This window comes from Bradyrhizobium sp. USDA 3311 (assembly GCF_054062495.1).
In genome coordinates, this window is sequence record NZ_JBSSFI010000001.1 from 5563696 (window position 1) to 5587821 (window position 24126).

The 24126-nt window shown below is 64.4% G+C and carries 21 protein-coding genes and 3 pseudogenes; 15 read left to right on the plus strand and 9 right to left on the minus strand.

Translation table 11 applies throughout. The features are described from left to right. Positions 1-4: 4 nt before the first annotated feature. The gene (locus ACVWW6_RS26605; protein WP_456681618.1) at positions 5-397 is read left to right on the plus strand and encodes a RidA family protein; all 393 of its coding nucleotides are present in this window, start codon (positions 5-7) and stop codon (positions 395-397) included. 47 nt (positions 398-444) lie between these two features. Beyond that, complete coding sequence (locus ACVWW6_RS26610) at positions 445-1134, plus strand: L-2-amino-thiazoline-4-carboxylic acid hydrolase (protein ID WP_456681619.1); 690 nt, start codon at positions 445-447, stop codon at positions 1132-1134. A 357-nt stretch (positions 1135-1491) separates the two neighbouring features. Here the strand turns inward: ACVWW6_RS26610 and ACVWW6_RS26615 are convergent, their stop codons facing one another. The 4 genes and pseudogenes from ACVWW6_RS26615 to ACVWW6_RS26630 all read right to left on the minus strand — a co-directional run bounded on the left by ACVWW6_RS26615 (position 1492) and on the right by ACVWW6_RS26630 (position 5630). Then, on the minus strand, positions 1492-2520 hold the full coding sequence (locus tag ACVWW6_RS26615; protein ID WP_060912410.1) for an ABC transporter permease: 1029 nt from the start codon (positions 2518-2520) through the stop codon (positions 1492-1494). A 12-nt stretch (positions 2521-2532) separates the two neighbouring features. Next, positions 2533-4037, minus strand: a pseudogene (locus tag ACVWW6_RS26620) (sugar ABC transporter ATP-binding protein). A gap of 21 nt (positions 4038-4058) precedes the next feature. Beyond that, a complete protein-coding gene (locus tag ACVWW6_RS26625) occupies positions 4059-5081 on the minus strand; it encodes a sugar ABC transporter substrate-binding protein (protein ID WP_456681620.1) in 1023 nt (340 codons plus the stop codon). Positions 5082-5225: 144 nt separating this feature from the next. Continuing rightward, a complete protein-coding gene (locus ACVWW6_RS26630; RefSeq protein ID WP_060913119.1) occupies positions 5226-5630 on the minus strand; it encodes a globin in 405 nt (134 codons plus the stop codon). Between the two features lie 480 nt (positions 5631-6110). On the opposite strand from ACVWW6_RS26630, the gene ACVWW6_RS26635 reads away from it, so the two are divergent. From ACVWW6_RS26635 to ACVWW6_RS26675, 9 genes and pseudogenes are all read left to right on the plus strand, one after another. Beyond that, positions 6111-6485 carry a DUF2946 domain-containing protein gene (locus tag ACVWW6_RS26635; RefSeq protein ID WP_304568334.1) on the plus strand — a complete coding sequence of 125 codons (375 nt, stop codon included), beginning with the start codon at positions 6111-6113 and terminating at the stop codon, positions 6483-6485. A gap of 84 nt (positions 6486-6569) precedes the next feature. Next, positions 6570-7145: pseudogene (locus ACVWW6_RS26640) on the plus strand (TonB-dependent receptor plug domain-containing protein); the annotation flags it as partial. 574 nt (positions 7146-7719) lie between these two features. Further along, positions 7720-9039, plus strand: coding sequence for a TonB-dependent receptor (locus ACVWW6_RS26645; protein WP_060912407.1), 1320 nt, complete (start codon positions 7720-7722; stop codon positions 9037-9039). A 40-nt stretch (positions 9040-9079) separates the two neighbouring features. After that, on the plus strand, positions 9080-9601 hold the full coding sequence (locus ACVWW6_RS26650) for a copper chaperone PCu(A)C (RefSeq protein ID WP_028171735.1): 522 nt from the start codon (positions 9080-9082) through the stop codon (positions 9599-9601). A 32-nt stretch (positions 9602-9633) separates the two neighbouring features. After that, the gene (locus ACVWW6_RS26655; RefSeq protein ID WP_028171736.1) at positions 9634-10152 is read left to right on the plus strand and encodes a YcnI family copper-binding membrane protein; all 519 of its coding nucleotides are present in this window, start codon (positions 9634-9636) and stop codon (positions 10150-10152) included. After that, a complete protein-coding gene (locus ACVWW6_RS26660) occupies positions 10152-11711 on the plus strand; it encodes a copper resistance CopC/CopD family protein (protein WP_456681621.1) in 1560 nt (519 codons plus the stop codon). The genes ACVWW6_RS26655 and ACVWW6_RS26660 overlap by 1 nt, the downstream gene beginning before the upstream one ends. Before the next feature lie 152 nt (positions 11712-11863). Then, positions 11864-13183, plus strand: coding sequence for a proline--tRNA ligase (gene proS, locus ACVWW6_RS26665; protein WP_011087644.1), 1320 nt, complete (start codon positions 11864-11866; stop codon positions 13181-13183). 90 nt (positions 13184-13273) lie between these two features. Beyond that, positions 13274-14554 carry a lipoprotein-releasing ABC transporter permease subunit gene (locus ACVWW6_RS26670; protein ID WP_011087643.1) on the plus strand — a complete coding sequence of 427 codons (1281 nt, stop codon included), beginning with the start codon at positions 13274-13276 and terminating at the stop codon, positions 14552-14554. 7 nt (positions 14555-14561) lie between these two features. After that, positions 14562-15266: an ABC transporter ATP-binding protein gene (locus tag ACVWW6_RS26675; protein WP_011087642.1), complete on the plus strand. Its 705-nt coding sequence runs from the start codon at positions 14562-14564 to the stop codon at positions 15264-15266. Positions 15267-15398: 132 nt separating this feature from the next. Here ACVWW6_RS26675 and ACVWW6_RS26680 read toward each other — a convergent pair whose 3' ends face one another. Beyond that, entirely contained in the window at positions 15399-16478 is a 1080-nt protein-coding gene (locus ACVWW6_RS26680; RefSeq protein WP_182871806.1) for a zinc-binding dehydrogenase, read from the minus strand. A 109-nt stretch (positions 16479-16587) separates the two neighbouring features. Here ACVWW6_RS26680 and ACVWW6_RS26685 point away from each other — a divergent pair, with 109 nt between their 5' ends. Continuing rightward, positions 16588-17373 (plus strand): helix-turn-helix transcriptional regulator, encoded by a 786-nt coding sequence (locus ACVWW6_RS26685; protein ID WP_011087640.1) that lies wholly within the window; start codon positions 16588-16590, stop codon positions 17371-17373. Between the two features lie 19 nt (positions 17374-17392). On the opposite strand, the gene ACVWW6_RS26690 is transcribed toward ACVWW6_RS26685, so the two are convergent. Continuing rightward, positions 17393-18649 (minus strand): hypothetical protein, encoded by a 1257-nt coding sequence (locus ACVWW6_RS26690; protein WP_161534789.1) that lies wholly within the window; start codon positions 18647-18649, stop codon positions 17393-17395. A 218-nt stretch (positions 18650-18867) separates the two neighbouring features. On the opposite strand from ACVWW6_RS26690, the pseudogene map reads away from it, so the two are divergent. Beyond that, a pseudogene (map, locus tag ACVWW6_RS26695) lies at positions 18868-19618 on the plus strand (type I methionyl aminopeptidase). 55 nt (positions 19619-19673) lie between these two features. Here map and ACVWW6_RS26700 read toward each other — a convergent pair. Continuing rightward, entirely contained in the window at positions 19674-20993 is a 1320-nt protein-coding gene (locus ACVWW6_RS26700; protein ID WP_182871805.1) for an MFS transporter, read from the minus strand. A gap of 253 nt (positions 20994-21246) precedes the next feature. Between ACVWW6_RS26700 and ACVWW6_RS26705 the strand changes: the two genes are divergently transcribed. Continuing rightward, the gene (locus ACVWW6_RS26705) at positions 21247-22062 is read left to right on the plus strand and encodes a transglutaminase domain-containing protein (protein WP_456681622.1); all 816 of its coding nucleotides are present in this window, start codon (positions 21247-21249) and stop codon (positions 22060-22062) included. Positions 22063-22078: 16 nt separating this feature from the next. Here ACVWW6_RS26705 and ACVWW6_RS26710 read toward each other — a convergent pair whose 3' ends face one another. Beyond that, positions 22079-22333: a DUF3551 domain-containing protein gene (locus tag ACVWW6_RS26710; protein WP_038967837.1), complete on the minus strand. Its 255-nt coding sequence runs from the start codon at positions 22331-22333 to the stop codon at positions 22079-22081. 1 nt (position 22334) lies between these two features. Beyond that, positions 22335-22643, minus strand: a complete 309-nt coding sequence (locus tag ACVWW6_RS26715) for a DUF3551 domain-containing protein (protein WP_404522217.1) — start codon at positions 22641-22643, stop codon at positions 22335-22337. A 255-nt stretch (positions 22644-22898) separates the two neighbouring features. On the opposite strand from ACVWW6_RS26715, the gene ACVWW6_RS26720 reads away from it, so the two are divergent. After that, positions 22899-23621, plus strand: a complete 723-nt coding sequence (locus ACVWW6_RS26720; RefSeq protein ID WP_028171744.1) for an outer membrane protein — start codon at positions 22899-22901, stop codon at positions 23619-23621. Positions 23622-24126 lie beyond the last annotated feature (505 nt).

Below are 24126 nucleotides of genomic sequence, written 5' to 3' on the forward strand. Positions count from 1 at the left end.
CCCCATGCCCTCAGCTCAAATCGTCAGCCACAATCCCGCAACCGTCCATGCTCCCGCCGGTGGTTACTGCATGGGACTTGAACTGAAGCAGCATCGCCGCCTGTTGTTCATCAGTGGCCAGGTGCCTGAGAAAACCGACGGCACCGTGCCCGAAGGTTTCGAGGCGCAATGCGCGCAGGCGTGGCGCAACGTGATCGAGGTGCTCGCCGCCGCAGGCCTTGGCGTCGAGCATCTGGTCAAGGTCACCACGTTCCTGACCGAAAGGGATCAAGTCGTGACCAACCGCACCATTCGTCGCGCGGTGCTCGGCGAACACCGGCCTGCGCTCACGGTCGTGATCGTCGAGACCGTTGACAGCAAATGGCTGCTGGAGATCGAGGCGATCGCCGCGGAATGAGGCCGGCTTCGCCGACCTTGCAAACAGCCAATTATGTCAGGTGCCCAATGGCCGAGAACATCCATCCCTTCTACGAGACGCATCGGGGCGCAATGGAAGCCGCCATGCGTAATCGACTCGACCTTGCCGAGCCGATGTTGCGCGAGCGCGCGCATCTCACCGACATCGGCGGGATCAGACGGGAGGTGATGGACGAATTCGAGATCGTGCTCACTCAAATGCCCTATGTCGGTGGCGCGGCAAGCCGCATGAGCGATTTCTTCATGCGTCTCATGGGCTTCATGGCCATCAGCCGGGTGCTGCGGCGACACGGCGTGCCGCTGGCCGTGATCGGCGAGATCGAGCGGGAAACCTACAAGGCGCAATTGCTCACCGTCCCCGAAACGGAACGTCTCGCCTCGGGCCGTCAGTTCATGTCGCCGGAGAACCAGGCTTTGCTGCGCGCGCAGGCTGCAGGAAGTGTTACTGAAAGCCATCAGGAAGAGTTTCCGGAGGATTTCGTTTACGATTTCGTCGAGCCGGGGCCGGATGACAATTTCGAGTTCGGCATCAACTACAAGGCTTGCGGCTTCTGCAAATTCGCGGCTCGCCATGGCGACAAGGACATCCTGCCGAACATCTGTGGACTTGATTTCGACGCCTATGCAACGCGAGGCATCCGCCTGGAGAGGACACAAACCTTGGCTGGCGGCGCGAGCCACTGCAATTTCCGATTCTCGCGGCTGCCGTCGGAGTAGAACCGTCACACTGAGGTGGCCGCTTCTTCAGCCGCCCTCGAAGGGCGACGGCCCGGCTGCATCTCGGCCGTTCATCCTTCGAGGCTCCGCATGCGATTCCTTCGCATCGCCTGCCTCGCACCTCCAGCGACAACGGCTTCGCCGTTGCGCGGGGATGACGGATCATTGTTCCTGCGGTCTTGGAAAGCTGCACGGACGTACCAGTTGCAATAATGACATCCTGCTCCTGTCTTGCCCGACGAGTCAAATGTCGGCGCGGTCACACTCGCGCAGTCGCGGGTTTGGTAAGCGACTGAACTTCCTCACAGTGTCTACTGTGCATGGGGTTGTTTTCGCGCTTTTTGTTTCGAGGGCTGGCTACTCCGCCGCTTTCTCCCTCAGCCGCTGGGCGTAGACATTGATGATCAAGGCCGCCAGCAGGATCAGGCCACGGATCAGGATCTTCAGGAAGCTGTCGATGTTGACGTGGTCGAGGCCGTTATTCAGGACCCCCAGGACGAAGAGCCCGACGATGGTGTTGCCGATGCCGCCGCGGCCGCCGAACAAGCTGGTGCCGCCGACCACGACGGCGGCGATGGAGTCGAGCAAATAGGTGTCGAACTCGTTCTGCTGCGCGCTGCCGAAATGGGCGACGCCCAGCATGCCGCCGATGCCGGAGCACACCGCCGAGATCACCATCACCGCGCCGAGGATGAGCTTGACGTTGAGGCCGGAATATTCGGCGGCCTCGCGGTTGCCGCCGACCATGTAGACGTAGCGGCCGAAGCGCGTGTAGGTCAGCACCAGATGGCCGCCGAGCAGCATGATGGCCGCGACGATGACGATCCAGGGGATGCCGCCGATCGATCCCGAGCCGAGCGTCGTGATCAGGCCGGGCACCTTGTAGGCGATCTGGCCGCGCACCAGCAGCGCCGAGATGCCGGCCGCGATCTGCATCATCGCCAAGGTCATGATGAAGGAGGGGATGCCGATCACGGTCAGGCCCAGCGCATTGACGAGGCCGAGCAGGGCGCAGAGCAGGATCGACAGGATGATCGCAACCGCGCCGGGCAGGGGGATGTTGGCGATGTTGACATAGGACTCCTGCAGCGTGAAGTAGGCGACGGCGATGCCGGTGACGTTGGCGATGCTGGCGATCGACAGGTCGATCTCGGCGCAGAGGATCACGAAGGTGAGGCCGACGGCGATGATGCCTGTTACCGACACCTGCGTCAGGATGTTGCCGAGATTGTCGAGCGTGGCGAAGGAGGGGCTGGCGAAGGCAAAGAAGGCGGACAGGAAGATCAGCGTCAGGAACGGCGCGATGTTGCGCATCTGCGAGCGCAGGAAGGGCGCCAGACCGCGCGCCCGATGAGCTTCAGCAAAGGCCGTCTCACTGCTCGCCATGGTGCTTCTCCGTCACGCCGCTTCCAGCAGGCGGTCCTTGCTGACCGGCTCGTTCGAAAATTCCCGCACCAGTGCGCCGCGCTTGAGCACGAGGATGCGGTCGGCCAGCGACAGCACCGTCTCCGGCTCGGTCGACAGCACGATGATCGCGAGCCCCCTGGCGCGAAGGTCGCGGACGATGTTGATGACGTCGTTCTTGGCGCCGACGTCCATGCCGCGGGTCGGCTCGCACAGCACCAGCAGCTTCGGCGGATAGGTCAGCCATTTCGCCAGCGCGACCTTCTGCTGGTTGCCGCCGGAGAGCATGCCGAGATCGAGGCCGACCACCGGCGGCCTGATCTGCAATTGCTCGACCTGGCGCCTGGCGATATCGCGCTCCTGTGCCGGCTTGAGCAGCAGCGACGAGATGCGATCCAGAATGCTGATCGAGATGTTCTTGTAGACCGGCTCCTGGTGAAACAGCATGTCGCGCCGGCTTTCCGGCACCAGCGCGACGCCCGCGCGGCGCGCAGCCGCCGTGCTGGCGAAGGTCTTGGGTTTGCCCTCGACGGCGAGCGTGCCGCCGTCCGGCTTCAGCTTGCCGAACAGGATGCGCGACAGCTCCTGCTGCCCGCAACCCATGAAGCCGTAGATGCCGAGCACCTCGCCGGCGCGCGCCTCGAAGGAGATGTCCTTGAGGCTGCGCGCGCCAGCGAGAGCTGGTCGACCTTCAGCACCACCGAGCTGCCGCTCGGCTGGGGCAGCATCAGATCGTCGGTGTAGCTGTGCTCGAGCGCTTCGCCGCCGCGGCCGATCATGGCCTCGATCAGGGCGCCCTTGCTGGTCGCCGCGCTCGCTGTCTCCGCGATCTTCCGTCCGTTGCGGAACACGGTCACCGTGTCCGACACGAGCAAGATGTCCTCGATGAAATGCGAGATGAAGACGATTGCGGTGCCTTCCTCGCGCAGGCGCCGGAGCGTCGCGAATAGCCGTTCGACCTCGGGCGGGGAGAGGGCGGAGGTCGGCTCGTCCAGGATGACGATGCGGGCGCCGGAGAACAGCACGCGGGCGATCTCGATCAGCTGCTGGAGCCCGATCGGGAGGTCGCCGAGCCGGCTCATCGGATCGACGTCGATGCCGAAGCGGGCAAGCTGCTCGCCGGCCTCGCGCGCCATGCGCCGCCACTGCACCAGACCGAGGGCGTTGGTCGGTTGGTTGCCGAGGAAGACGTTCTCCGCGACCGTGAGGTCGGGCGCGACAGAGAGCTCCTGGTGCACCATGGCGATGCCGGCCGCATGCGCGTCGCGCGTCGAGCGGAAATGGGTCTCCTTCCCGTCGAGCAGGAAACGGCCGGAGAATTCGGTGTGCACGCCGGCGATGATCTTCATCAGCGTGCTTTTCCCGGCGCCGTTCTCGCCGACGAGACCGTGGATCTCGCCGGGATGAAGCGCGAAGTCGACACCACGAAGCGCCTCGACGCCGCCGAAGCTCTTCGTGATGCCTTGCAGTTCCAGGATGGGCGAACGATCCTCTCGCATTGCAGATCAGATCTTGGAGGCTCAGATCAGGAAGTGATCCTGCATCCACTGCATCCCGGCGGCGTTGGCCTTGGTCACGACCGGGCCGTCGGTGACGACGTTCTTCGGGATGCCCTGTCCGCTCTTCTCGCCGCCGACGACGGCGGAAACGCCCGCGATGATCGCACCGCCATGGATGCGGCAGGACGGATTGCGCACGGTCGCGAACATGCGGCCCTCGCTCACCGCCTGGATTGCGGGCGGCATCGCGTCGACGCCGCCGATCAGGATGTTGGTGCGGCCCCGCGCCTTCATGATGTTGGCAGCGGCCAGCGCCATGTCGTCATTGTGGAAGAACGCCGCGTCGATCTGCGGATATTTCGTCAGATAGGTTTCCCAGAGGCGCGCGGTCTTCGAGACGTCCCAATCGGCCGGCTGGGTGTCGAGCACCTCGATGCCGGGAAATTGCTTGACGACGCTGTTGAAGCCCTTGGCGCGGCCCTGCGCGCCGGTATGGCCGAGTGCGCCCTGCGTCATGATGATCTTGCCCTTGCCGCCCATGGCGTTGCACAGCGCCTGCGTCACCGAGGCGCCCATGAACTCGTTGTCGGGAGCGAGGAAGGAGTGGACGTTGATCTGGTCGAGCGGAGCAATCAGCGTGTCCATGTCGATCACGGGCGTGCCGGCGTCGATCATCTTCTGCACGGGCTGGGTCAGGGTGCCGATGCCGAAGGCCTGGATCGCGACGAAATCCCATTTCTGCGAGGCCATGTTGTCGATCGCGGCGCGCTGCTTCACCGCATCGAGCTGGCCGTCGAACCAGGTGACTTCGACGTTGAACAGCTTGCCCCAGAATTCCGCGGCCTGCTTGCCCTGCGCACACCAGGTGGCCTGGAGGCCGGCGTTGGAGAACGCCGCCTTCAGCGGCTTCTCCGATCGTCCGACTTCGGCTGCCAATGCGGGGTTTATGCCCATGCTGCCGAGGATGGCAGTTGCGGCGCCGGCGGTCGCTGCCGCCTGAAGAAGATCGCGCCTCGTCGTCGAGAAATCTTTCGTCCCGGACATCGCTCGCTCCCATAGATTTTGGCGTCGGCGCGTCATTGATTGCGCGACCGAGGCGGAAAGTGTCTCACAATCGAAGAGTTCACGCCACCCAATCTGCGATTGCGCGCAACGTCGCGGCGAGCCGTGGTGGTGCAGCGCAAAGCGTCAGGCCGGAACGGTGACGTATGCCTCGATGTCCGTCAGCAACGTATCCCAGGCCTGCGCGATCTCGGCCGACCATGCATCGCCGAGCAGGTCGCGCAGGGTATCCCTGATGACCGCGAAGAACGCGATGAACAGCTCGCGCGGCGTGCCATAGGCATCGTGCGAGACGACTTCGCAGGCGATCAGCCGGAAATGTCCGCTGCGCGTCCCGGCGAAATCGAGGATCGCCTCGATCGTCAGCGCAAGCATCGATCCCTTCACGAGCTCGCTGCCCTGCGAGCGGAACATCGTCCGCGTTTCCGGGTGTTCGTCGAAAAGACGCCGGTAGACCAGCGGCGTGAGATCCGCGCAGCGCGAGGCCGCGCGTTCAAAGCTCTGTTCGATCGGATTGGGGGAGATAGTCATCGGCGTAGGCGCCATGCAGACAAAAAAAGAGCGGGGCCCTAGCCCCGCTCAAAAATTGTGTCGACCCTATTATCCCCGATTCTAAGATTTGCTCTTGATTGACGGGGCGACGCTGCGTTTTGCGCGCCAGGGGCTCCTCCCGAGACTTGGACCACCAGACTTCGACCTCTCGGCCAGCCTGAGCAAGAGGGATGCTAGATCAACTTTTCTCACTTGTCATCATTTTCGGCAACGATTGTTCAAAATAAGAGCAGTTAACGAAACGATCGGGCTTTTAGCCATGTAAGCATATGACAAATATAAGAAATCTGTGGATGGGCGGGGCGGATCGGCTGCCTCAAATGCCGGACCCGCCCCCGGATGGGGCGCCCGGACCACGGTTTTCGGCAAATTTGCGCTGGATCAAGAAGGCGGCGGAACTGACCTCGACTCAGGTCCCGGCGCGGTGTTTAGTTAGCGCACGAACGAATGGTTCGGCGGATGCGCGCACGGCTGCAAAAATTCCTACCCCTGGTCCTGCTCGCCCTGGCGATGCAGGTGCTGGCGCCGATCGCCGCCTGCTGGGCGGCCGGCCAGGCCGTGGCCGATCCGCTGTCGGCCGCCGTCATCTGCCACAGTGCGAATGAACAGGGCGGCCTGAACGATCAGACCGGCACGCCAACCGCGCATGGCGCTGCGTGCGCGCTCTGCTGTCTGGCCCAGGCCAATGCGTCGCTCGATTCGCCGCCAGAGGTTGCGCTCGCCATTCCCTTCCGCCATGCCGCGCGCGTGGCGTGGCACGTGGCGGACGCATCCGCTGTTTCCGTCCATAAGGGCGGAAGTGCCCAGGCGCGCGGGCCTCCTCGATTTTCCTGACGACCCCCACTGTCGCCGCAGTCCGTCCGCTGGCGATTGATGCTGTCGAACAGCCGGGAAGAAAGCCGGCGTCAGGAATGCCTCATGTTACGTTGTCATGCCCGCCGTGGCGTGAGCGTCGTTGCCGTTCAGGCCGCGCTGCTCGCGTCGTCGAGCGGAGCCTTCGCCCAAAGCAGCAGCGCAGTGCTGCCGCCGGTGACTGTCGACGCGCCCGCTACAGTGAAGCCCAAGCCACGCAAGCCGACGGTGAATACGGCCGCCGCCAGGAGCCGGTCGGCCAAGCCCGCCGGCGAGCGGGCGGCTCCTGCCGTCGCCAGCGAGCAGGGAGCGGCCAGCGCCCGAGCGTCGCTGGATCCGCCGGCCGCCGTGGCGCGCTATCAATTGCCGCAGCGCTCCTTCAGCGTCACGGCGAAGGAGGTCGATGAGACGATCAACCTCAAGGACCCCGAGGACGCCGTCAAATACATGCCGAGCCTGTTCGTGCGAAAGCGGAACGACGGCGACAACCAGGCGGTGCTCGCGACGCGAAGCTGGGGCCTGAACTCCAGTGCGCGCACGCTGGTCTACTACGATGACCTCCTCATCTCGGCGCTGATCGGCAACAACAACACGAACTCATCGCCAAGATGGAACCTGATCTCGCCGGAAGCGATCGGGCGGGTCGATTACCTCAACGGTCCGTTCGCGGCCGCCTATCCGGGCAATTCGATTGGCGGCGTGCTGCTGATCACGTCAAAAATGCCGGACAAGCCGTTTGCGGTCGCCAAGGAAACAGTCTCGGTGATGCCGTGGAATCAGTACGGCACCAAGGACACCTACGTGACCAGTCAGACCAGTGCGGCTGCGGGTAATCGCGACGGCGCGCTGTCCTGGCTTGTCAGCGCCAATTACCTCGACAGTTTTCAGCAACCGTTGAGCTACACAACCTTCGGCACCACGCTTGGGGTGGGACCTGCCGGCACGACGGGAACGATCGCCGCCCAGAACAAGGCAGGTGGTGTCGCCAATGTCGTCGGCACCGGCGCGCTGGCGCATTCGCAGCAGACCTCGGGCAATCTGCGGCTCGCCTACGACATCACGCCGCTGGTGCAGGCGACGTACTCGTTCGGCATCTGGAACAATCACCAGACCTCCGATCCGCAGACCTATCTGAGGTCGACTGTGACGGGTCTGCCGACTTTCGGGGGCGTCAGCAGCTTTGCCAACAGCAAATACACCTTGGGATCAGATCCATGTGAGCAATGCCGTCTCGCTCAAAAGCGATACCAAGGGTGTCTTCGACTTCGACCTCGCGGCCTCGAGCTACAACTATCTCCAGGACATCCAGGTCAGTCCGTATACGGTCTCGCCGTCGCCGGGCCTTGGCTATTCCCTGAACGGCAAGGTGACGCGGATGGATGGCACCAACTGGCAGAACGCCGACGCCAAGGGCATCTGGCGTCCGCTGGGCTATGACGGCGCGCACGAGGTCAGCTTTGGCATCCACGGCGACCGGTACCGGCTCGAAAACCCGGTCTATGCTTCGAGCGTCTGGTATAACACGCCATCGACGGGCAACGGCCAGCTCTATTCGACCGGCGTCGGCGAGACGCGCACTGGGGCTTTGTGGGTGCAGGACGCCTGGAAGATCATCCCGACTGTCAAGTTGACACTCGGCGGACGGCTGGAGAGCTGGCAGGCAGTTGAAGGCTTCAATCTCAACACCATGGCCACCAGCGCCGGCGTCATCACGTCCGTTGTGCCGACATGGCAACCGGGGCTGTCCTCGACCAACTTCTCGCCGAAGGCGTCGCTGTCGTTCGATCCGAACAAGGACTGGAATATCACGGCGAATTTCGGTGAGGCGTACCGCTATCCGACGGTCACCGAACTCTATCAAAACATCACCGTCAACGGCGTCACCTATCTTGCCAATCCGCTGCTGTCGCCGGAGCAGGATTTCACCGGCGAGCTCAATCTTGAGCGGCGCTGGGTGGATGGTCGGGTGCGGCTCACGGTATTCGGCGAGCGGACCAACAATGCACTGATCTCACAGTCGACCACGGTGACCGACGCAAGTGGGGCGCAGTCTGTGCAGACAGCGATCAGCAACGTCGCCGCGATCCGGATGCAGGGCGTAGAATTGTCTGCCGACAAGGATAACGTTCTCATCGCGGGCTTGCAGGTGTTTGGTAGCGTGACCTACGTCGACTCGCGGATCATCTCCGACCCGAGCTGGAAGGGCGCGACCACCGTCGTCGGCAAGCGCGTGCCTTACGTGCCCGACTGGCGCGCCAAGTTCGGTGTCACCTACAGGCCGAATGAGAATTGGGCCTATACGGTCGCAGCCCGCTACAGCGGCAAGCAGTACTCGACGCTGGACAACACCGATCGCATCTCCCACGTTTACGGCGCGTTCGATAACTTTTTCGTTGTGGACTTGAAGATGCACTATAACGCGACGAAGAATTTCGCGTTCGACTTCGGCATCGATAATCTCTTCAACGAGCAGTACTTCCTGTTCCATCCGTTCCCGGGGCGAACCTTCGTTCTCGCCGGCAAGTACACGTTCTGAAGGGTGGGGCGATGTTAACGACGACAAGAAAGGTAACGACATGAACAAGCTCTCACGCATCTTCGCACTGGCGGCGCTCTCGGCCGTCGTGTTCGCCGCACCCGCGTCGGCCGACGACGTCAAGGCCGGCGATCTCGTCATCTCGCAGGCGTGGAGCCGGGCGACGCCGGGCGGCGCCAAGGTCGCGGGCGGCTATCTCACCATCGAGAACAAGGGCACAGTGGCAGACAAGCTGGTCAGCGTTTCCGCCGATATCGCCGGCAAGGCAGAGGTCCACGAGATGGCGATGGACAATGGCGTGATGAAGATGCGCCAGCTGGACAAGGGGCTCGTGATCGAGCCGGGCAAGACCGTGAAGTTCGCGCCCGGCGGCTATCATTTGATGCTCCAGGAGCTGAAGGGGCCGTTCAAGCAGGGCGACAAGGTGCCGGTGACGCTTCAGTTCGAGAAGGCCGGCAAGGTCGCCGTTTCCCTGGACGTCCAGGGCGTCGGCGCGCAGGCGCCCGGCGACGGCGGGCACATGATGAAGAAAATGCCGGACCATTCGGGAATGAAGATGTGACGAGCATGATCAGGACCTTCGGGAGACCGAACATGTCGAAGCGAACCTGGCTGATCCTTCTCGGCGTGCTTGCGGCAGCGCCGGCAAATGCGCACGTCTTCCTCGAGGGCAAGCAGGCGAGTGTGGGGGCGTCGTACAAGGCCGTCTTCGCCGTGCCGCACGGCTGCGCGGGCTCGCCCACGGTGAAGATCCGCGTCCAGATCCCCGAAGGGGTGATCGCGGTGAAGCCGATGCCGAAGGCGGGCTGGAGCGTCGATGTCGTCGAGGGCCAATATGCCAGCGAGTACGACTATCACGGCAACAAGCTCGCCTCGGGCGTCAAGGAGGTGTCGTGGTCCGGCGGCAAGCTGCCGGACAAGAATTATGACGAGTTCGTCATGCACACGGTGCTGACCGACAAGCTCAAGCCGAACACGACCCTGTACTTCCCCGTCGTCCAGGAGTGCGAGGCCGGCGTCAGCCGCTGGATCGAAATTCCGGCGGAGGGGGCAGGGCATTCGCACGAGGGCAAGTCGCCCGCGCCTGGTGTAAAGCTGTTGCCAAAACCCTGATGCGCGTTCTCGCCGCGCTCGCGACGCTGCTCCTGATTGTCGGCTTCGCGACCGGCGCGTCGGCGCATGCTGCGCTCGTCTCGGTCGAGCCGGCGAGCGGCAGCATCCTGAAGACCGCGCCGAAGGCGGTGGAGCTGCGCTTCAACGAGGCGGTGACGCCGGGCGCGATTCTGCTGATCGACGGCGCGGGCAGGGCGCGGGACGATGCCAGCGTCAGCGCATCGGGCGAGACAATCTCGGTCGCGCTGCCGCCGGACCTGCCGCAGGGAACGGCGGTGGTCAGCTATCGCGTGATCTCGCAGGACGGCCATCCCGTCTCGGGATCGGTGGTCTTTTCGATTGGCACGCCGACGGCGACGAAGCCTCCGACCTCTACGGATAGCGGGCTGAACGCGCTGATCTGGCTGGCGCGGGTCGGTCTCTATCTCGGGCTGTTCGTCGGCGTCGGCGGCGTGTTCTTTGCGCGCTGGATCGCGTGGTCGATGATCGGGATGACCGTTCCGCGCGTAGCGCTCGCCATCGGTATTCCGAGTGCCACGGCGTCGCTTGGCGCGTTGGGCCTCGATCTCCTCGGGCTGCCGCCAGCGGCTCTCTCGACGGCTGCTCCCTGGAAGGTCGCATTCGCGACCAGCGCCGGCCCCGCGCTGCTGGTTGCCATTGGCGCGATGCTGCTCGCTTTGATGGCGTTGCGCAGCGCTTGGTATGCGCGTGCTCTTGCGAGCATCGCGCTCGTCGGCGTCGGCCTGTCGCTCGCGATGACGGGGCACGCTGCAACGGCGCCGCCTGAGGCGTTGACCCGGCCGGCGATCTTTCTCCACGGCCTCGGCGTCAGCATCTGGATCGGTGCTCTCGCGCCGCTCATCGCGCTGGTGTCGAAGCCGACGATCGCGACTCTTCCCGTCGTGAACCGCTTTTCGCGCATCGCTGCGCTGGCGGTCGGCGTGCTGGCCTTGACCGGCCTCGCACTCGCGATCGTTCAGCTCGAAAAGCCGGCAGCGCTGGTCGAGACCCGCTACGGACTGATTCTCTCGACCAAGCTTGCGTTGGTCACAGGATTGCTGGCGCTCGCCGCGCTGAATCGGTTCCGGCTGACGCCGGCCCTCGCCCGGGGCGAGAAAGGAACGCCCGCGCTCAAGCGCTCGATCCTGCTGGAAGGCGCGATTGCACTCGCGATCCTTGCCGTTGTCGCCGGCTGGCGCTTCACGCCGCCGCCGCGGACCATCGTTCCGGAGACGCCCTTGGTGGTCCACATCCATACCGACAAGGCGATGTTCCAGGTCCTGGTTTCGCCGGGCAAGGCCGGTGTCGATGACTTCGTGCTCCAGCTCATGACCGGTGAAGCGGCGCCGCTGGCGGCCAAGGAGGTGACGCTGACCCTGAGCCTGCCCGAGCGCGGTATCGAGCCGATGGAGCGGGACGCCTCGCTCGGGCCGGATGGCTATTGGCATGTGCGCAAGGTCGAGCTGCCCTTTGCCGGCCGCTGGCATGTGCGGATCGATGCGCTGGTGACCGACTTCGAGAAGATCACGCTCGAGGACGAGCTTGAGGTGACGCCGTAAGGGGCGCCGCTGCGGCTCAAGCAGAACCTGAAGTCGACGGAAAATTGACAAGGAATTCCGCCGTGTTAGCGGCTTTTCCTCATTCCCGGTCTTGTGTTTTCGCTCCCAATCCGGTTTCACTGCAACCCCTCACTGATTCCCCGAGTGTTGCCATGCGGTTGTCGCGGTTCTTTCTGCCCATCCTGAAGGAAAATCCGAAAGAGGCGGAGATCGTCTCGCATCGGCTCATGCTGCGCGCCGGCATGATCCGGCAGGAGGCGGCCGGTATCTATGCCTGGCTGCCGCTCGGCTTCCGCGTGCTGAAGAAGATCGAGCAGATCGTGCGCGAGGAGCAGGACCGCTCGGGCGCACTGGAACTTCTGATGCCGACGCTCCAGCTCGCCGACCTCTGGCGCGAGAGCGGCCGCTACGACGCCTACGGTCCGGAGATGCTGCGCATCGCCGATCGCCACAAGCGCGAGCTGCTGTACGGGCCGACCAACGAGGAAATGATCACCGAGATCTTCCGCGCCTATGTGAAGTCCTACAAGAACCTGCCGCTGAATCTCTATCATATCCAATGGAAATTCCGCGACGAGCAGCGTCCGCGCTTCGGCGTGATGCGCGGCCGCGAATTCCTGATGAAGGACGCCTATTCCTTCGATCTCAACGAGGCGGCGGCGCGCGTCGCCTACAACAAGATGTTCGTCGCATATCTGCGCACCTTCGCGCGGATGGGGCTGAAGGCGATCCCGATGCGCGCCGAGACCGGGCCGATCGGCGGCGATCTCAGCCACGAATTCATTGTGCTCGCCGAAACCGGCGAATCCGGCGTGTTCATCAATCGCGACGTGCTGGACCTGCCGGTGCCGGGCGAGGACGTCGACTATGAGAGCGACCTCACGCCGATCATCAAGCAATGGACGTCGGTCTACGCTGCGACCGAGGACGTGCACGACGCCGCACGTTTCGAGCAGGAAGTGCCGGAAGCCAAGCGGCTCAACACCCGCGGCATCGAGGTCGGCCAGATTTTCTATTTCGGCACGAAGTATTCCGAGCCGATGAAGGCTATGGTGGCCGGCCCCGACGGTGTCGACGTGCCGATCCATGGCGGCTCCTACGGTGTCGGCGTCTCGCGTCTGTTAGGTGCCATCATCGAGGCCTGCCATGACGACGCCGGCATCAAATGGCCGGAAGCCGTCGCCCCGTTCCGCGCGGTGGTGCTGAACCTCAAGCAGGGCGATGCCGCGGTCGATGCGGCCTGCGAGAAGCTCTATGCGGAGCTCCAGGCCAAGGGCGTCGACGTGCTCTATGACGACACCGACCAGCGCGCCGGCGCCAAATTCGCCGCCGCCGACCTGATCGGCATTCCCTGGCAGATCATGATCGGGCCGAAGGGGCTCGCCGACGGCAAGGTCGAGCTCAAGCGGCGCAGCGACGGCTCACGCGAGACCATGTCGCCTGCGGATGCGGTCGCAAGACTTGTGGGCTGATAAGCCTGGTCGGCTGAATATTGTTCATCGCGCGATATCGCGGCCGCCAATCCGGCCACAATTGACCCCGAATCATGGGATTATCGAGCGATGGATGAAACCATGACCGAAACCGTGCAAACCGCGCCTTTTGCGCCATTCGAGTGGATGCTGTCGGCGCGCTACTTGCGGGCGCGCCGCAAGGAGGGATTCATCTCGGTCATCGCCGGGTTCTCCTTCCTCGGCATCATGCTGGGCGTGGCGACGCTGATCATCGTGATGGCGGTGATGAACGGCTTCCGCAAGGAACTGCTCGACAAGATCCTGGGGCTGAACGGCCACATCCTGGTCCAGCCGCTGGAATCGCCGCTGACCGACTGGAAGGACGTCGCCGACCGCATCAGCCAGGTCCAGGGCATCCGGCTCGCCGCGCCGGTGGTGGACGGCCAGGCGCTGGCGTCCTCGCCGTGGAACGCCTCGGGCGTGCTAGTACGCGGCATTCGCTCCGACGACCTCAACAACCTCACCTCGATCGCCAAGAACATCAAGCAGGGCTCGCTCGAAGGCTTCGACGACGGGCAGGGCGTCGCGATCGGGCGGCGCCTCGCCGATCAATTGTCGCTGCACGCCGGCGACAGCATCACGCTGGTGGCGCCGAAGGGCGCGGTGACGCCGATGGGCACGACGCCGCGCATCAAGCCGTACAAGATCGTCGCCGTGTTCGAGATCGGCATGTCCGAATACGATCTCGGCTTCGTGTTCATGCCGCTGGCGGAGGCGCAAGCCTATTTCAACCGCAGCAACGACGTCACCTCGATCGAGGTGTTCACCACCAATCCCGATCGCATCGTCGCCTTTAACAAGGCGGTGACGGAAGCCGCGGCGCGGCCGGTGTTCCTGGTCGACTGGCGGCAGCGCAACTCGACCTTCTTCAACGCGCTCCAGGTCGAGCGCAACGTGATGTTCCTGATCCTGACCATGATCGTGCTGGTCGCGGCGCTCAACATCGTGTCCGGCCTGATCATGCTGGTGAAGGACAAGGGCAGCGACATCGCCATCCTGCGCACCATGGGCGCCTCGCAAGGCTCGATCATGCGCATCTTCCTGATCACGGGCGCCTCGATCGGCGTGGTCGGCACGCTGGTCGGCTTCTTCGTCGGCCTCGTGATCTGCCTCAACATCGAATCCATCAGGCAATTCCTGTCCTGGCTCACCAGCACCGAGCTGTTCTCGCCGGAGCTCTATTTCCTGTCGAAACTGCCCGCCGAGATCGACGTCGGTGAGACCACGGCCGTCGTCATCATGGCGCTGACGCTGTCGTTCCTGGCGACGCTGTACCCGTCGTGGCGCGCCGCGCGCCTCGATCCCGTCGAAGCGCTCCGGTACGAGTGAGGGGCTGATGGAGCAGCAACAGGGGGCTGAGGATGTCCCGGTCATTTATCTCCACGAGATAAAGCGGCAGTACTTGCAGGGCGAGGTACCGCTGACGATCCTGGACGGCGCCAAGCTTGCGCTGTGGGCCGGACAGTCGGTCGCGCTGGTGGCGCCGTCGGGCTCGGGCAAATCGACGCTGCTGCACATCGCGGGGCTGCTGGAAGCGCCCGATTCCGGCGAGGTCTACGTCAATGGCGCGCCGACCTCGCAACTGCCCGACATCGAGCGCACGCAGCTTCGCCGCACCGACATCGGCTTCGTCTACCAGTCGCACCGGCTGCTGCCGGAGTTCTCGGCGCTGGAGAACGTGATGCTGCCGCAGATGATCCGCGGCCTGAAGAAGTCCGAGAGCGTCAAGCGCGCCAAGGAGATCCTGGGCTATCTCGGCCTCGGCGACCGCATCACCCACCGCCCGGCGGAGCTGTCGGGCGGCGAGCAGCAGCGCGTCGCGATCGCGCGCGCGGTGGCGAATGCGCCGCGCGTGCTGTTTGCGGACGAGCCGACCGGCAACCTCGATCCGCACACGGCGGACCACGTGTTCCAGGCCCTGATGCAGCTCGTCAAGGCGACGCGGGTCTCGATGCTGATCGCGACCCACAACATGGAGCTCGCCGGCCGCATGGACCGGCGGGTCTCGCTGTCGGACGGCCAGGTGGTCGAGCTCGAATAACAAAAAACTGCGAAAACAACCCCATGCACAGTAGCCGGCCCTGGCCGGCTACGATCGGGGTGACGCCTTGCAGCCTTTTGACAGCTCAAGCAAAACGGCGGCGACGGCGCATCGCCCCCGGCGTGCGGCGTTTTACGGCCGGATCACCGTCAATCTGAACGGCCCGCCATTGGCCGCGGCGTGTGCGACCGCCTCATTGACGTGATCGAGGTCGAAGGCCGTCGTCTTGTATTCGTCAAGCCGCAGGAGTCCTGATCGCACCAGCGCGATCAGGCGGCTGGCCGCATCCGGCGGGTACATCCAGACGCCGTGGATGGTGATGCAGTTGCGCATGATCCAGGGGTAAGGCAGCTCGAGGCCCGCGCCGCCGGCCATGCCGACGCCGCCCATCAGCACGACGCGGCCATAGGCGCGCACCGTCATGACTGCCGCGCGCACCACAGTCGGACTCACCGAGGGCGGCATGATGTCGAACACGCAGTCGATCGGCCCCGGCGCGGCGCGCTTCATCGCCTCGCGGTCGTCGTCCTCGTTACCGGTGAGCTTGACCGGCTTCACACGGCTGCCGAAACGGCGGACGAGGTCGGCCAGAATCGTCTCGTTGCGCCCGGGCGTGACCACGCAGGCTGCGCCCATTGCGAGCGCGACAGAGACGGCGGCGGTGCCGAAATTGCCGGTGGCGCCACTCACCAGCACGGTTTCGCCTGCTTGCAGGTTGGCGGCGAGGAAGCCGCCATAGGGCACCAGCAGTGTCCCCAGCGCGCACCATTGTGCGGCTTCCTCGGACGTGATCGCGCCAAGGCGTTTGACGTTCTCGGTCGGCACCCGCATCCGCTCGGCAAACGAGCCATGGCGAAAATGCTTTTGCAGAAGCATGCCGCCGGCGCCGGCGGCCGTTAATCCCTGCAGGGCGATGTCGGGCGCGATCGCGTCGTCGCGCGAACGCACCGTCGGGTCGCAGAACACCCAGTCGCCGATCTTGAGCTTCGTTGCGTCCGGGCCGATCGCGCGCACCCGGCCGATGCCGCCGGGGCCCGGGATGATCGGCAAATCGAGTGCATAGTTGCGTTCGCCGCTGAAGACTTCGTTCATGTAGGACAGCACGCGCGTGGCGACGACGTCGACAATGACCTCGCCGGTGCCGAGCACCGGTTCGGGGGCATTCTCGATCACCAGCGGCGTTCCGAAGGATTTGAGTATGGCGGCTTTCATGATGTTCACCTCAAAGTGGGGTGAAACTCATATGCGCCGCCTTGGAGGGGACAAGAAGGCCTGGTATTATCCTAGTATCCTTTAGACCCTCCATCGCGGGAGCGACATCATGGCCGACCCACGCCGCGTCGAATTCGGCGATTTCCTGAGGTCCCGCCGCGAAAAGCTGTCGCCGAAGACCGTCGGGCTCCCGGCGGGCAGGCGGCGGCGCACCGCGGGCCTGCGCCGCGAGGAGGTCGCCCAGCTCGCCGGCATCGGCGTCGACTGGTACATTCGCCTCGAACAGGGCCGCACCGTCAGCCCGTCGGTGACCACCGTCGACGCGCTGGCCCGCGCGCTACGGCTCAGCAAGACCGAGCATGCGCATCTGAAGGCGCTGGCGCGCGACGGCGACAAGCGCGCCTTCACGCGCGAAATCGTGCCGCCGCCGATCCTGCGGATGATCGAGAGCCTGAATCAGCCGGCCTACATTGTCGGACGGCGCTGGGACGTGCTGGCCTGGAACGCCGCCGCGGAGCAGGTGTTTGCGTTTGGGCGATTGCCTGAGGAGGATCGCAACACGCTGCTCCTCGTGATGACCAACAAGCAGACGCGAAAGGCTTACGGCGCGGGCTGGGCGGACGTGGCCAAGCGCATGGTGGCGATGTTCCGGGCCACCCACGACGTCTGGGCCGGCGATCCCGCGTTCGCCGAACTGCTGACGCGGCTGCGGCAGGGCAGCCCGGAATTCGTCAAATGGTGGGAAGCCCACGAGATCCGCAGCACGTCGTCGGGCCTCAAGACCATGTCGCATCCGACCCTCGGCGTGCTGCATTTCGAGCACACCAGCTTCCAGGCCAATGACGATCCCGCACTGAAGCTCGTGATCTACACGCCGGTGACGGGCAGAGGCTGATGCATCGCGAGGCCTGAGCTCACGGCGACGGCGTGGCCGGAGGCGTCGTGCCGGCGTTCGGCAGCGTGGCTGGCCAAGGGCTTATCGGGTTGAGCGTCGACAGAGCGCAGGATGATTTGAGCTGTGTCCACACCGACGCCAGGCCCGTCAAGTCGATGTCGAATTTCGTCATGTCCGTCTTGTCGTCCGGCATCGAAATGGTTTCGCGGACATGCAGGGAGCGGGACGCCAGGATCGCCTTGACCATGTCGGGGTCGATGCTGCCGCGCCAGATCTCGACCTTGCCGGAACGTAGCGGAGCCCCTCCGACCTCCCTGTCCGTGCCGGCGTCCGCCGTCACCAGGATCGTGCTCTTGCCGGTGGCTGCTTCGTCGATTTCTCCCGCGAACGTCAGCGGCACGCGTTTCCTGCTTTCGCAAGACAGGCGCCACTCCATCATCCGGAACGAAGCGCCGTTCTCCTTCTTCAAGACCGCGATCTTGCGGACAAACGGGCGCGCTTCCTTCTCCAGCTTCCACATCGACTCGGCAAGCGGTCGGGTGTCGATTCCGAAACGATAGAGCTCGGCGCGCGTCAGCACGTGCAGGTTCTCGTACTTCACGGTCCGGATGAGGGCGTCGAGCTCACGGCTGATCCCCATCGACGCGATGAACGCAGTGCGGTCGCGATCGGCGCTCGCTATGCGGCGCTGCCTCGCCTCGGCGACCACCTGCGGGGGCGGATCCCCACGAAAGCGCAGGACCAGCCTGGAATTATGGACCGCCAGCGCCGCGTCGGGCGCCACCTCGCGGGATGTCGCCCCGAGAAACAGGTAACCGCAGGCCGAGTTGCACATCGCATTGCGCGTGGTGAGCTCGGCCTCGACCTCGCCGCCCGCGTTCTTCACCTTCAGGCAGGCGGCGTCCACCTGCGTGCCCGCTGAGCACGCGGTCGCGGTGGTGTGACCAACCCGGGCGACTGCCTTGCGGCTGCGCAGCAACCGCCCGATCACGTAGGACTGCTCCACGTTGCCGCCGGGCGAATGAAGGTAGATCGGAAGCTGCGTCTCCTTGACGCCGGCGAGGAAGCGGCGAATGCGCGGCGCGGCGTCCTGATCGATCTGGCCCTCGATGGCAATCCAGCGGTCGCAACCCGGCCCGCACGCGTCGGGCGCTCCCTTGGCGAGATAGATCGTCAGCCTGGATGCAAATCCGGCCTTCTCGGCCGGCGTTCCTTCTGCACGCAAAGCGCCCGGGATCGACAGCAAGGTCACGAGGAGCAGAATACGGGCGAGCATGAACTGACGGGACCACGCGCGGCGAAAACAGACGCGAAAGCTATCCGAAGATCGGTGCGATCACAACCTTTGGTGGCGTGTCGGAGCGCCGATTATTCTGCGTCCACGAACGCAACCTCATCCGGCTCCGCATGCGAGGTCTACGAATTCGCGCGGGGCTCGCGCGTTTGCAAGTCGAGTTCGCAAGCGCTATGTCCGGGCTTTCGAGAGCGCCCAAGATGACAATCTCCGATGACAACGACCTCACGCGCCTGAAAGAGATCGGGCGCATCGTCGCCAATACCCTTGAGGCGATGGGGAAGGCGCTCGAACCGGGCATGACCACCTCCGAGCTGGACCAGATCGGACGAAGATTCATGGAGACAGCCGGCGCACGTTCGGCTCCGGAGCTGGCCTATGCCTTCCCGGGGGCGACCTGCATCAGCGTGAACGAGGAGATCGCTCATGGCATCCCCGGTGACCGACGGATCGCGCGTGGCGACCTCGTCAACATCGACGTTTCAGCGGAGAAGAACGGCCTCTTCGCGGATACGGGAGCCTCGTTCGCCGTCCCGCCCCGTAACCCGCGCGATCGAACGTCTTTGCAGGGATGGCCGGCGGGCCATGTGGACGGGCCTGCGGCAGCTCGGGGCTGGCAAGCCGATCGCCGGCATCGGCCAAGCCATCGGGACCTTTGCGCGGAAGAACGGCTACAGCCTTGTCAGGAACCTTGCCAGTCACGGTGTCGGCTTGTCGCTCCATGAGGAGCCGACAGAGATCGCAACATGGCCCGATTCCTCCGAACGCCGCATCATGAGCGACGGCCTGGTGTTCACCGTCGAGCCGTTCCTGTCCTTGGCCGCCGAGTGGGCAGAGAATGGCGATGATCCGTGGACGCTCTACAGCAGTCCCGAGGCGCCGACCGTGCAGTACGAGCACACCGTCGTCGCCACCCGACATGGACCTTTGATCGTTACGATGGCCGGTTGAGGCCGCTCTGGCCAGAGCCGAAGACGTCTCATGCGTCACCCGGCTAGAGATAACGTCATGCCACCGGATCCCTGTGAGAAGCCGAACGGCTCTGGTCATCCGGCGCCAGCGGTGGCGACGGTCTTGCGGCAGCGTTCTTCAGCGGAGCAGCGTCGAGTTCTGAGGTGATCTGGACCGGCGCCGATCCGGCGTCGCGAGAGGCGACGATCCAGATCAGGAAGCCGAGAAGCGCGAGTGCAGCGCCGACGGGGCCGGTGGAGGTCCAGCCCAGCCCCTCGCGAATGGCAAGGCCGCCGAGGAACGGGCCGAGCGCGTTGGCGGTGTTGAACGCCGAATGGTTCAGCGCGGCGGCGAGCGCCTGCGCGTCGCCCGCGACGTCCATCAGCCGGGTCTGGAGGATGGCGCCGAGCGAGACGCCGGCGCCGATCGCGAAGATATCGATCGCCAGCAGCCAGGGATTGCCGGCTGCAAGCGGGAAGACCAGCAGCGCGACCGCCGAGAACAAGAGAATGACGCCCGCCGTCGGCATCAAGGCGCGGTCAGCGAAGCGCGGCACGAACAGATTGCCGAGCGTGGCGCCGACGCCGAACACGGCGAGAAAGAACGGAATCACCGCGGGGCTGACCTTGGTGACCTCGATCAATGTCGTTGCGAGGTAGGTGTAGACGGCGAACATGCCACCGAAGCCGATGGCGCCGATCGCCAGCGTGATCCAGACGCGGCCGCTTCTGAGGGCGCCGAGCTCTCGCAGCGGGTCCGACCTGCCGGCCCGGTCGCGCGGAGCGAACAGGGCGCAAAGCAGGACCGTGAGCAGGGCCAGCAGCGACACGAGGCCGAAGCTGGCGCGCCAGCCGACCGTCTGGCCGACCAGGTTGGCCAAGGGCACGCCGATGATCGTGGCGCCAGTCAGGCCGAGCATCACCTGGCCGATCGCCCGCGAGCGGCGATGTTGAGGAACGAGCGAGGCTGCGACCAGCGCGGCGATGCCGAAATAGGCGCCATGCGGCAGCCCTGCGAGAAAACGGGCCGCGATCATCCAGCCAAACCCCGGCGCAAGCGCGGTGAGCGCATTGCCGAGCGCGAACACGGCCATCAGGACCAGGAGCTGCGTACGCCGGGCGAAGCGCGCACCAAGCACGGCGATCAGCGGTGCGCCCAGCACCACGCCGAGCGCGTAGGCACTGATCGCGTGTCCCGCGGTCGGCTCGTCGACCCGAAGATCGGCGGCGAAGAACGGCAGCAGGCTCATCGATGCGAATTCGGTGGTTCCGATCGCAAAGCCGCCCATCGCGAGCGAGAACAGGACGATGGCGAGGTGAGGGGGCGCGGAGGCCGCGGTCGCGTGGGGCGAGGTCGCTTGAGGCGATATCGACATGTGTCCTGCATTGGTGGCGTCAACGGGAACCAGCCCAGCGAACGTCGCCACCCCTGCAAGATTTGTCTGTCGTACTTAAACCGAGAGCGGTCTGCGTCAACACCGGAGACGCGATGCAAGGCTGGCCGCATATCAGTGTCCCGATTTGGGTGTGCCACCGCTCGCGCGCATACGGTCATCAGGCACGCAGGTCACGTCGTTGTGCGGGAACAGGAGGCTGAGAGGATTTGCGTATCCTTGCCGGGATGCCCCGATGACTGAACCCGCGACGTCAAGCTACGCCAGCCATAGCGCGCTCACCGATCCCGGTCCTTACGCCGCGTTGATCAGCGACCTGCCGCCGGATGCTGCAATCGTGTGCCGCGCCCTGCACGGCCTGCTGATCCACGAAGCATGGATCGAGAGGCAAGGATTGAACCCCGCGACCTTCGCCGGTCAAAGCCGTGACACGTTGCCTGTGGCCCGGCGCCTGGAGCAACTTCTGACGATCGACCAGAGGCCGCTGACCGTCGCCCGATCGGGCGAGGCGAGAGTTTTGAGCACGTGCCGGGACTTTTCATTGATGCTGTGTGGTGTTCTGCGCCATCACGGCGTGCCGGCCCGCGTCCGCTGCGGTTTCGGCAGGTACTTCGCCGGGAATCCCTACGACGATCATTGGGTGTGCGAATATTGGGCTCGGGATGAGCAACGCTGGGTCCTCGTCGATGCTCAACTCGACGAATTGCACCACGATGTCCTCAAATTCGATTTCGAGCCGATCGATGTGCCTCGTACGGAGTTCATCACCGGCATCGAGGCATGGAAGCTATGCCGCACCGGCGCCATCGATCCTGCGCAGCTTGGCCACGGAACGACGACCGGTCTGTTCTTTGCGCGCGTCAACCTCGCGCGCGATCTGCTCGCGCTCGCCGGGATCGAGACCTCGGCATGGGATAATTGGCGCGCCGCGCGCGAACCACATCGCGCGTTGGATGATGCAGCTCTGTCGCAATGTGACGGCATCGCGCAGCGCGGTGAGGCGGGCGCGATCGAGATCGCGCCGTCACTAGGTGCGCCGCCCTGGCAATAGATCGTTCGTTCGTGCCCTAATTGGCGCGGCTCGACTTCCGAGGGCTCCTCGGCCGCTCCTGCGGGAAATACGGGTTCACGACGCATGTCGCAGAGCGGCCGACGGCGAGATATCTGCACTGCTGGAGCGAGGTGTAGCGGCAGTCGAAATAGCCCACCTGGCCGTAGATCTGCATGCAGACGGGATGGCTGGGATCATAGGTCTGCGCACGCGCCGGCGCGCTGACGAGCAGCGTGCCGGACGCAACCAGTGCGAGGCAAGCGCGGCGCATCTCAGCGCGGCCAGGAAGAAACCGGCGCAAACGTGCGCGGACGATTTTGATACGCGTAGGGATCATCGCTTTGCCCTCCGAAATACGGGTTCGCGATACAGGTCAGCGCGCGGCCCGATGCGCTCGCCTGACACTGCGCGTAGGTGTCGAACCTGCAATTGCTCAGCCCCGGCCATTCATCGCCGGTCAGGCAGAACGCATGACTGGTTCCGAACGCGCGCGCCGGTGTGCTCGCGATGAACGCAAGCGTGAATGTGGCGATTGCGAGCGAAAATGTGGCGACAATGGGGAGGGCAGACAATGCACGCATCTCGAATCTCCAATCACGCGAATGTGCGCGCGACGATGTTACGCGCGTACGCAGTGTATCTCGTGTAGTCGACATTGAAATTGCTGAAAACTCTTGTTTCAAAGGGTTTCCAGCGCGCGCCGATAAATCTTCATTAATGAAGCGCGGCCCTTTGGAGCGAACTGTTGCGTCGCGGTTACAGCAATTCCGCCGATCACTGTTATGACCATGCCCACGGCCCGGGGGCCTACTGAAGAAAACTGGAACGGGATTCAAATGAAGAAGAATTTGTTGCTGGCCGCTGTGAGCCTCGTCGCACTGAGCGCGGCTGCACCGGCGGTGGCTGCTGATCTCGCGGCTCGGCCGTACACCAAGGCGCCTGCGATGGTCGCCGCGATCTACGACTGGAGCGGCTTCTACATCGGCATCAACGGCGGCGGCGGTTCGGCGCACTCGACCTGGGATCTGGTCGGCGGTGGCCGTGAAGGTTCGCACGATGCGACCGGCGGCACGGTCGGTGGCCAGATCGGCTATCGCTGGCAGTCCGGCCAGTGGGTGTTCGGCGTGGAAGGCCAGGGCAACTGGGCCGACTTCTCGGGCGACAACGTCAGCGCGCTGTTCGCGACTCGCAACCGTTCGAAGATCGACTCGTTCGGTCTGATCACCGGTCAGGTCGGCTATGCCTGGAACAACGTGCTCATCTACGTCAAGGGCGGTGCGGCTGTGGCCGGCACCAAGTACGAAGTCTTCAGCACGGCCTCGGGCGCGCTGCTGTCGTCGAACGACCAGACCCGTTGGGGTGGCACGGTGGGTGCCGGCCTCGAGTACGGTTTCGCCCCGAACTGGTCGGTTGGCGTCGAGTACAACCACATCTTCCTGCAGGACAAGGACGTCACCTTCGCGGGTCTCGCGGGTACCGACCGCATCCGTCAGGACGTCGACATGGGCCTCGTCCGCCTGAACTACAAGTTCGGTGGCCCGATCATCGGCCGCTACTGATACCAATCGCTCATCTTCGAGCGGTTGTCGAAAGCCCCGGCCATCGGCCGGGGCTTTTTTGTTGTTTGAAGTCAGCGAGTTAACCATTCCTTTTTGGGACGGTTCAGACGGCTTGACTCTTGAGAACGAAATGAGAACAATGTTCTTCATACGTTCCAGCAAGGGAGCAGGCCATGTTCAGGATTTTCGTGGAAGAAGCCGCCGCACTGGCATCGATCACCCTGTTCGTCGGGATGATCGCAATCTGGGCGCAGGTGATTCCGCAGCTCTAGGGCCAGGGTTTGGACAACCGTTGCCGGGAACTCCTCGGCGCGCCTGGGGAAAAGCGGGACGACGCGGCCGATCGGCCGCTCTGGCGTGGACTCTGCGGCGGCGACGCCCCACCATTGGGCGGCGAGTCGGCAAAGGCGGCTGGGAGGTGGGTGCAGGATACGCCATGATCCCCTCAGCATCCCCTTGGGGCCGGCGACCGTTCCATCCCATCTGCAAGAGGCCGTCACGCGAC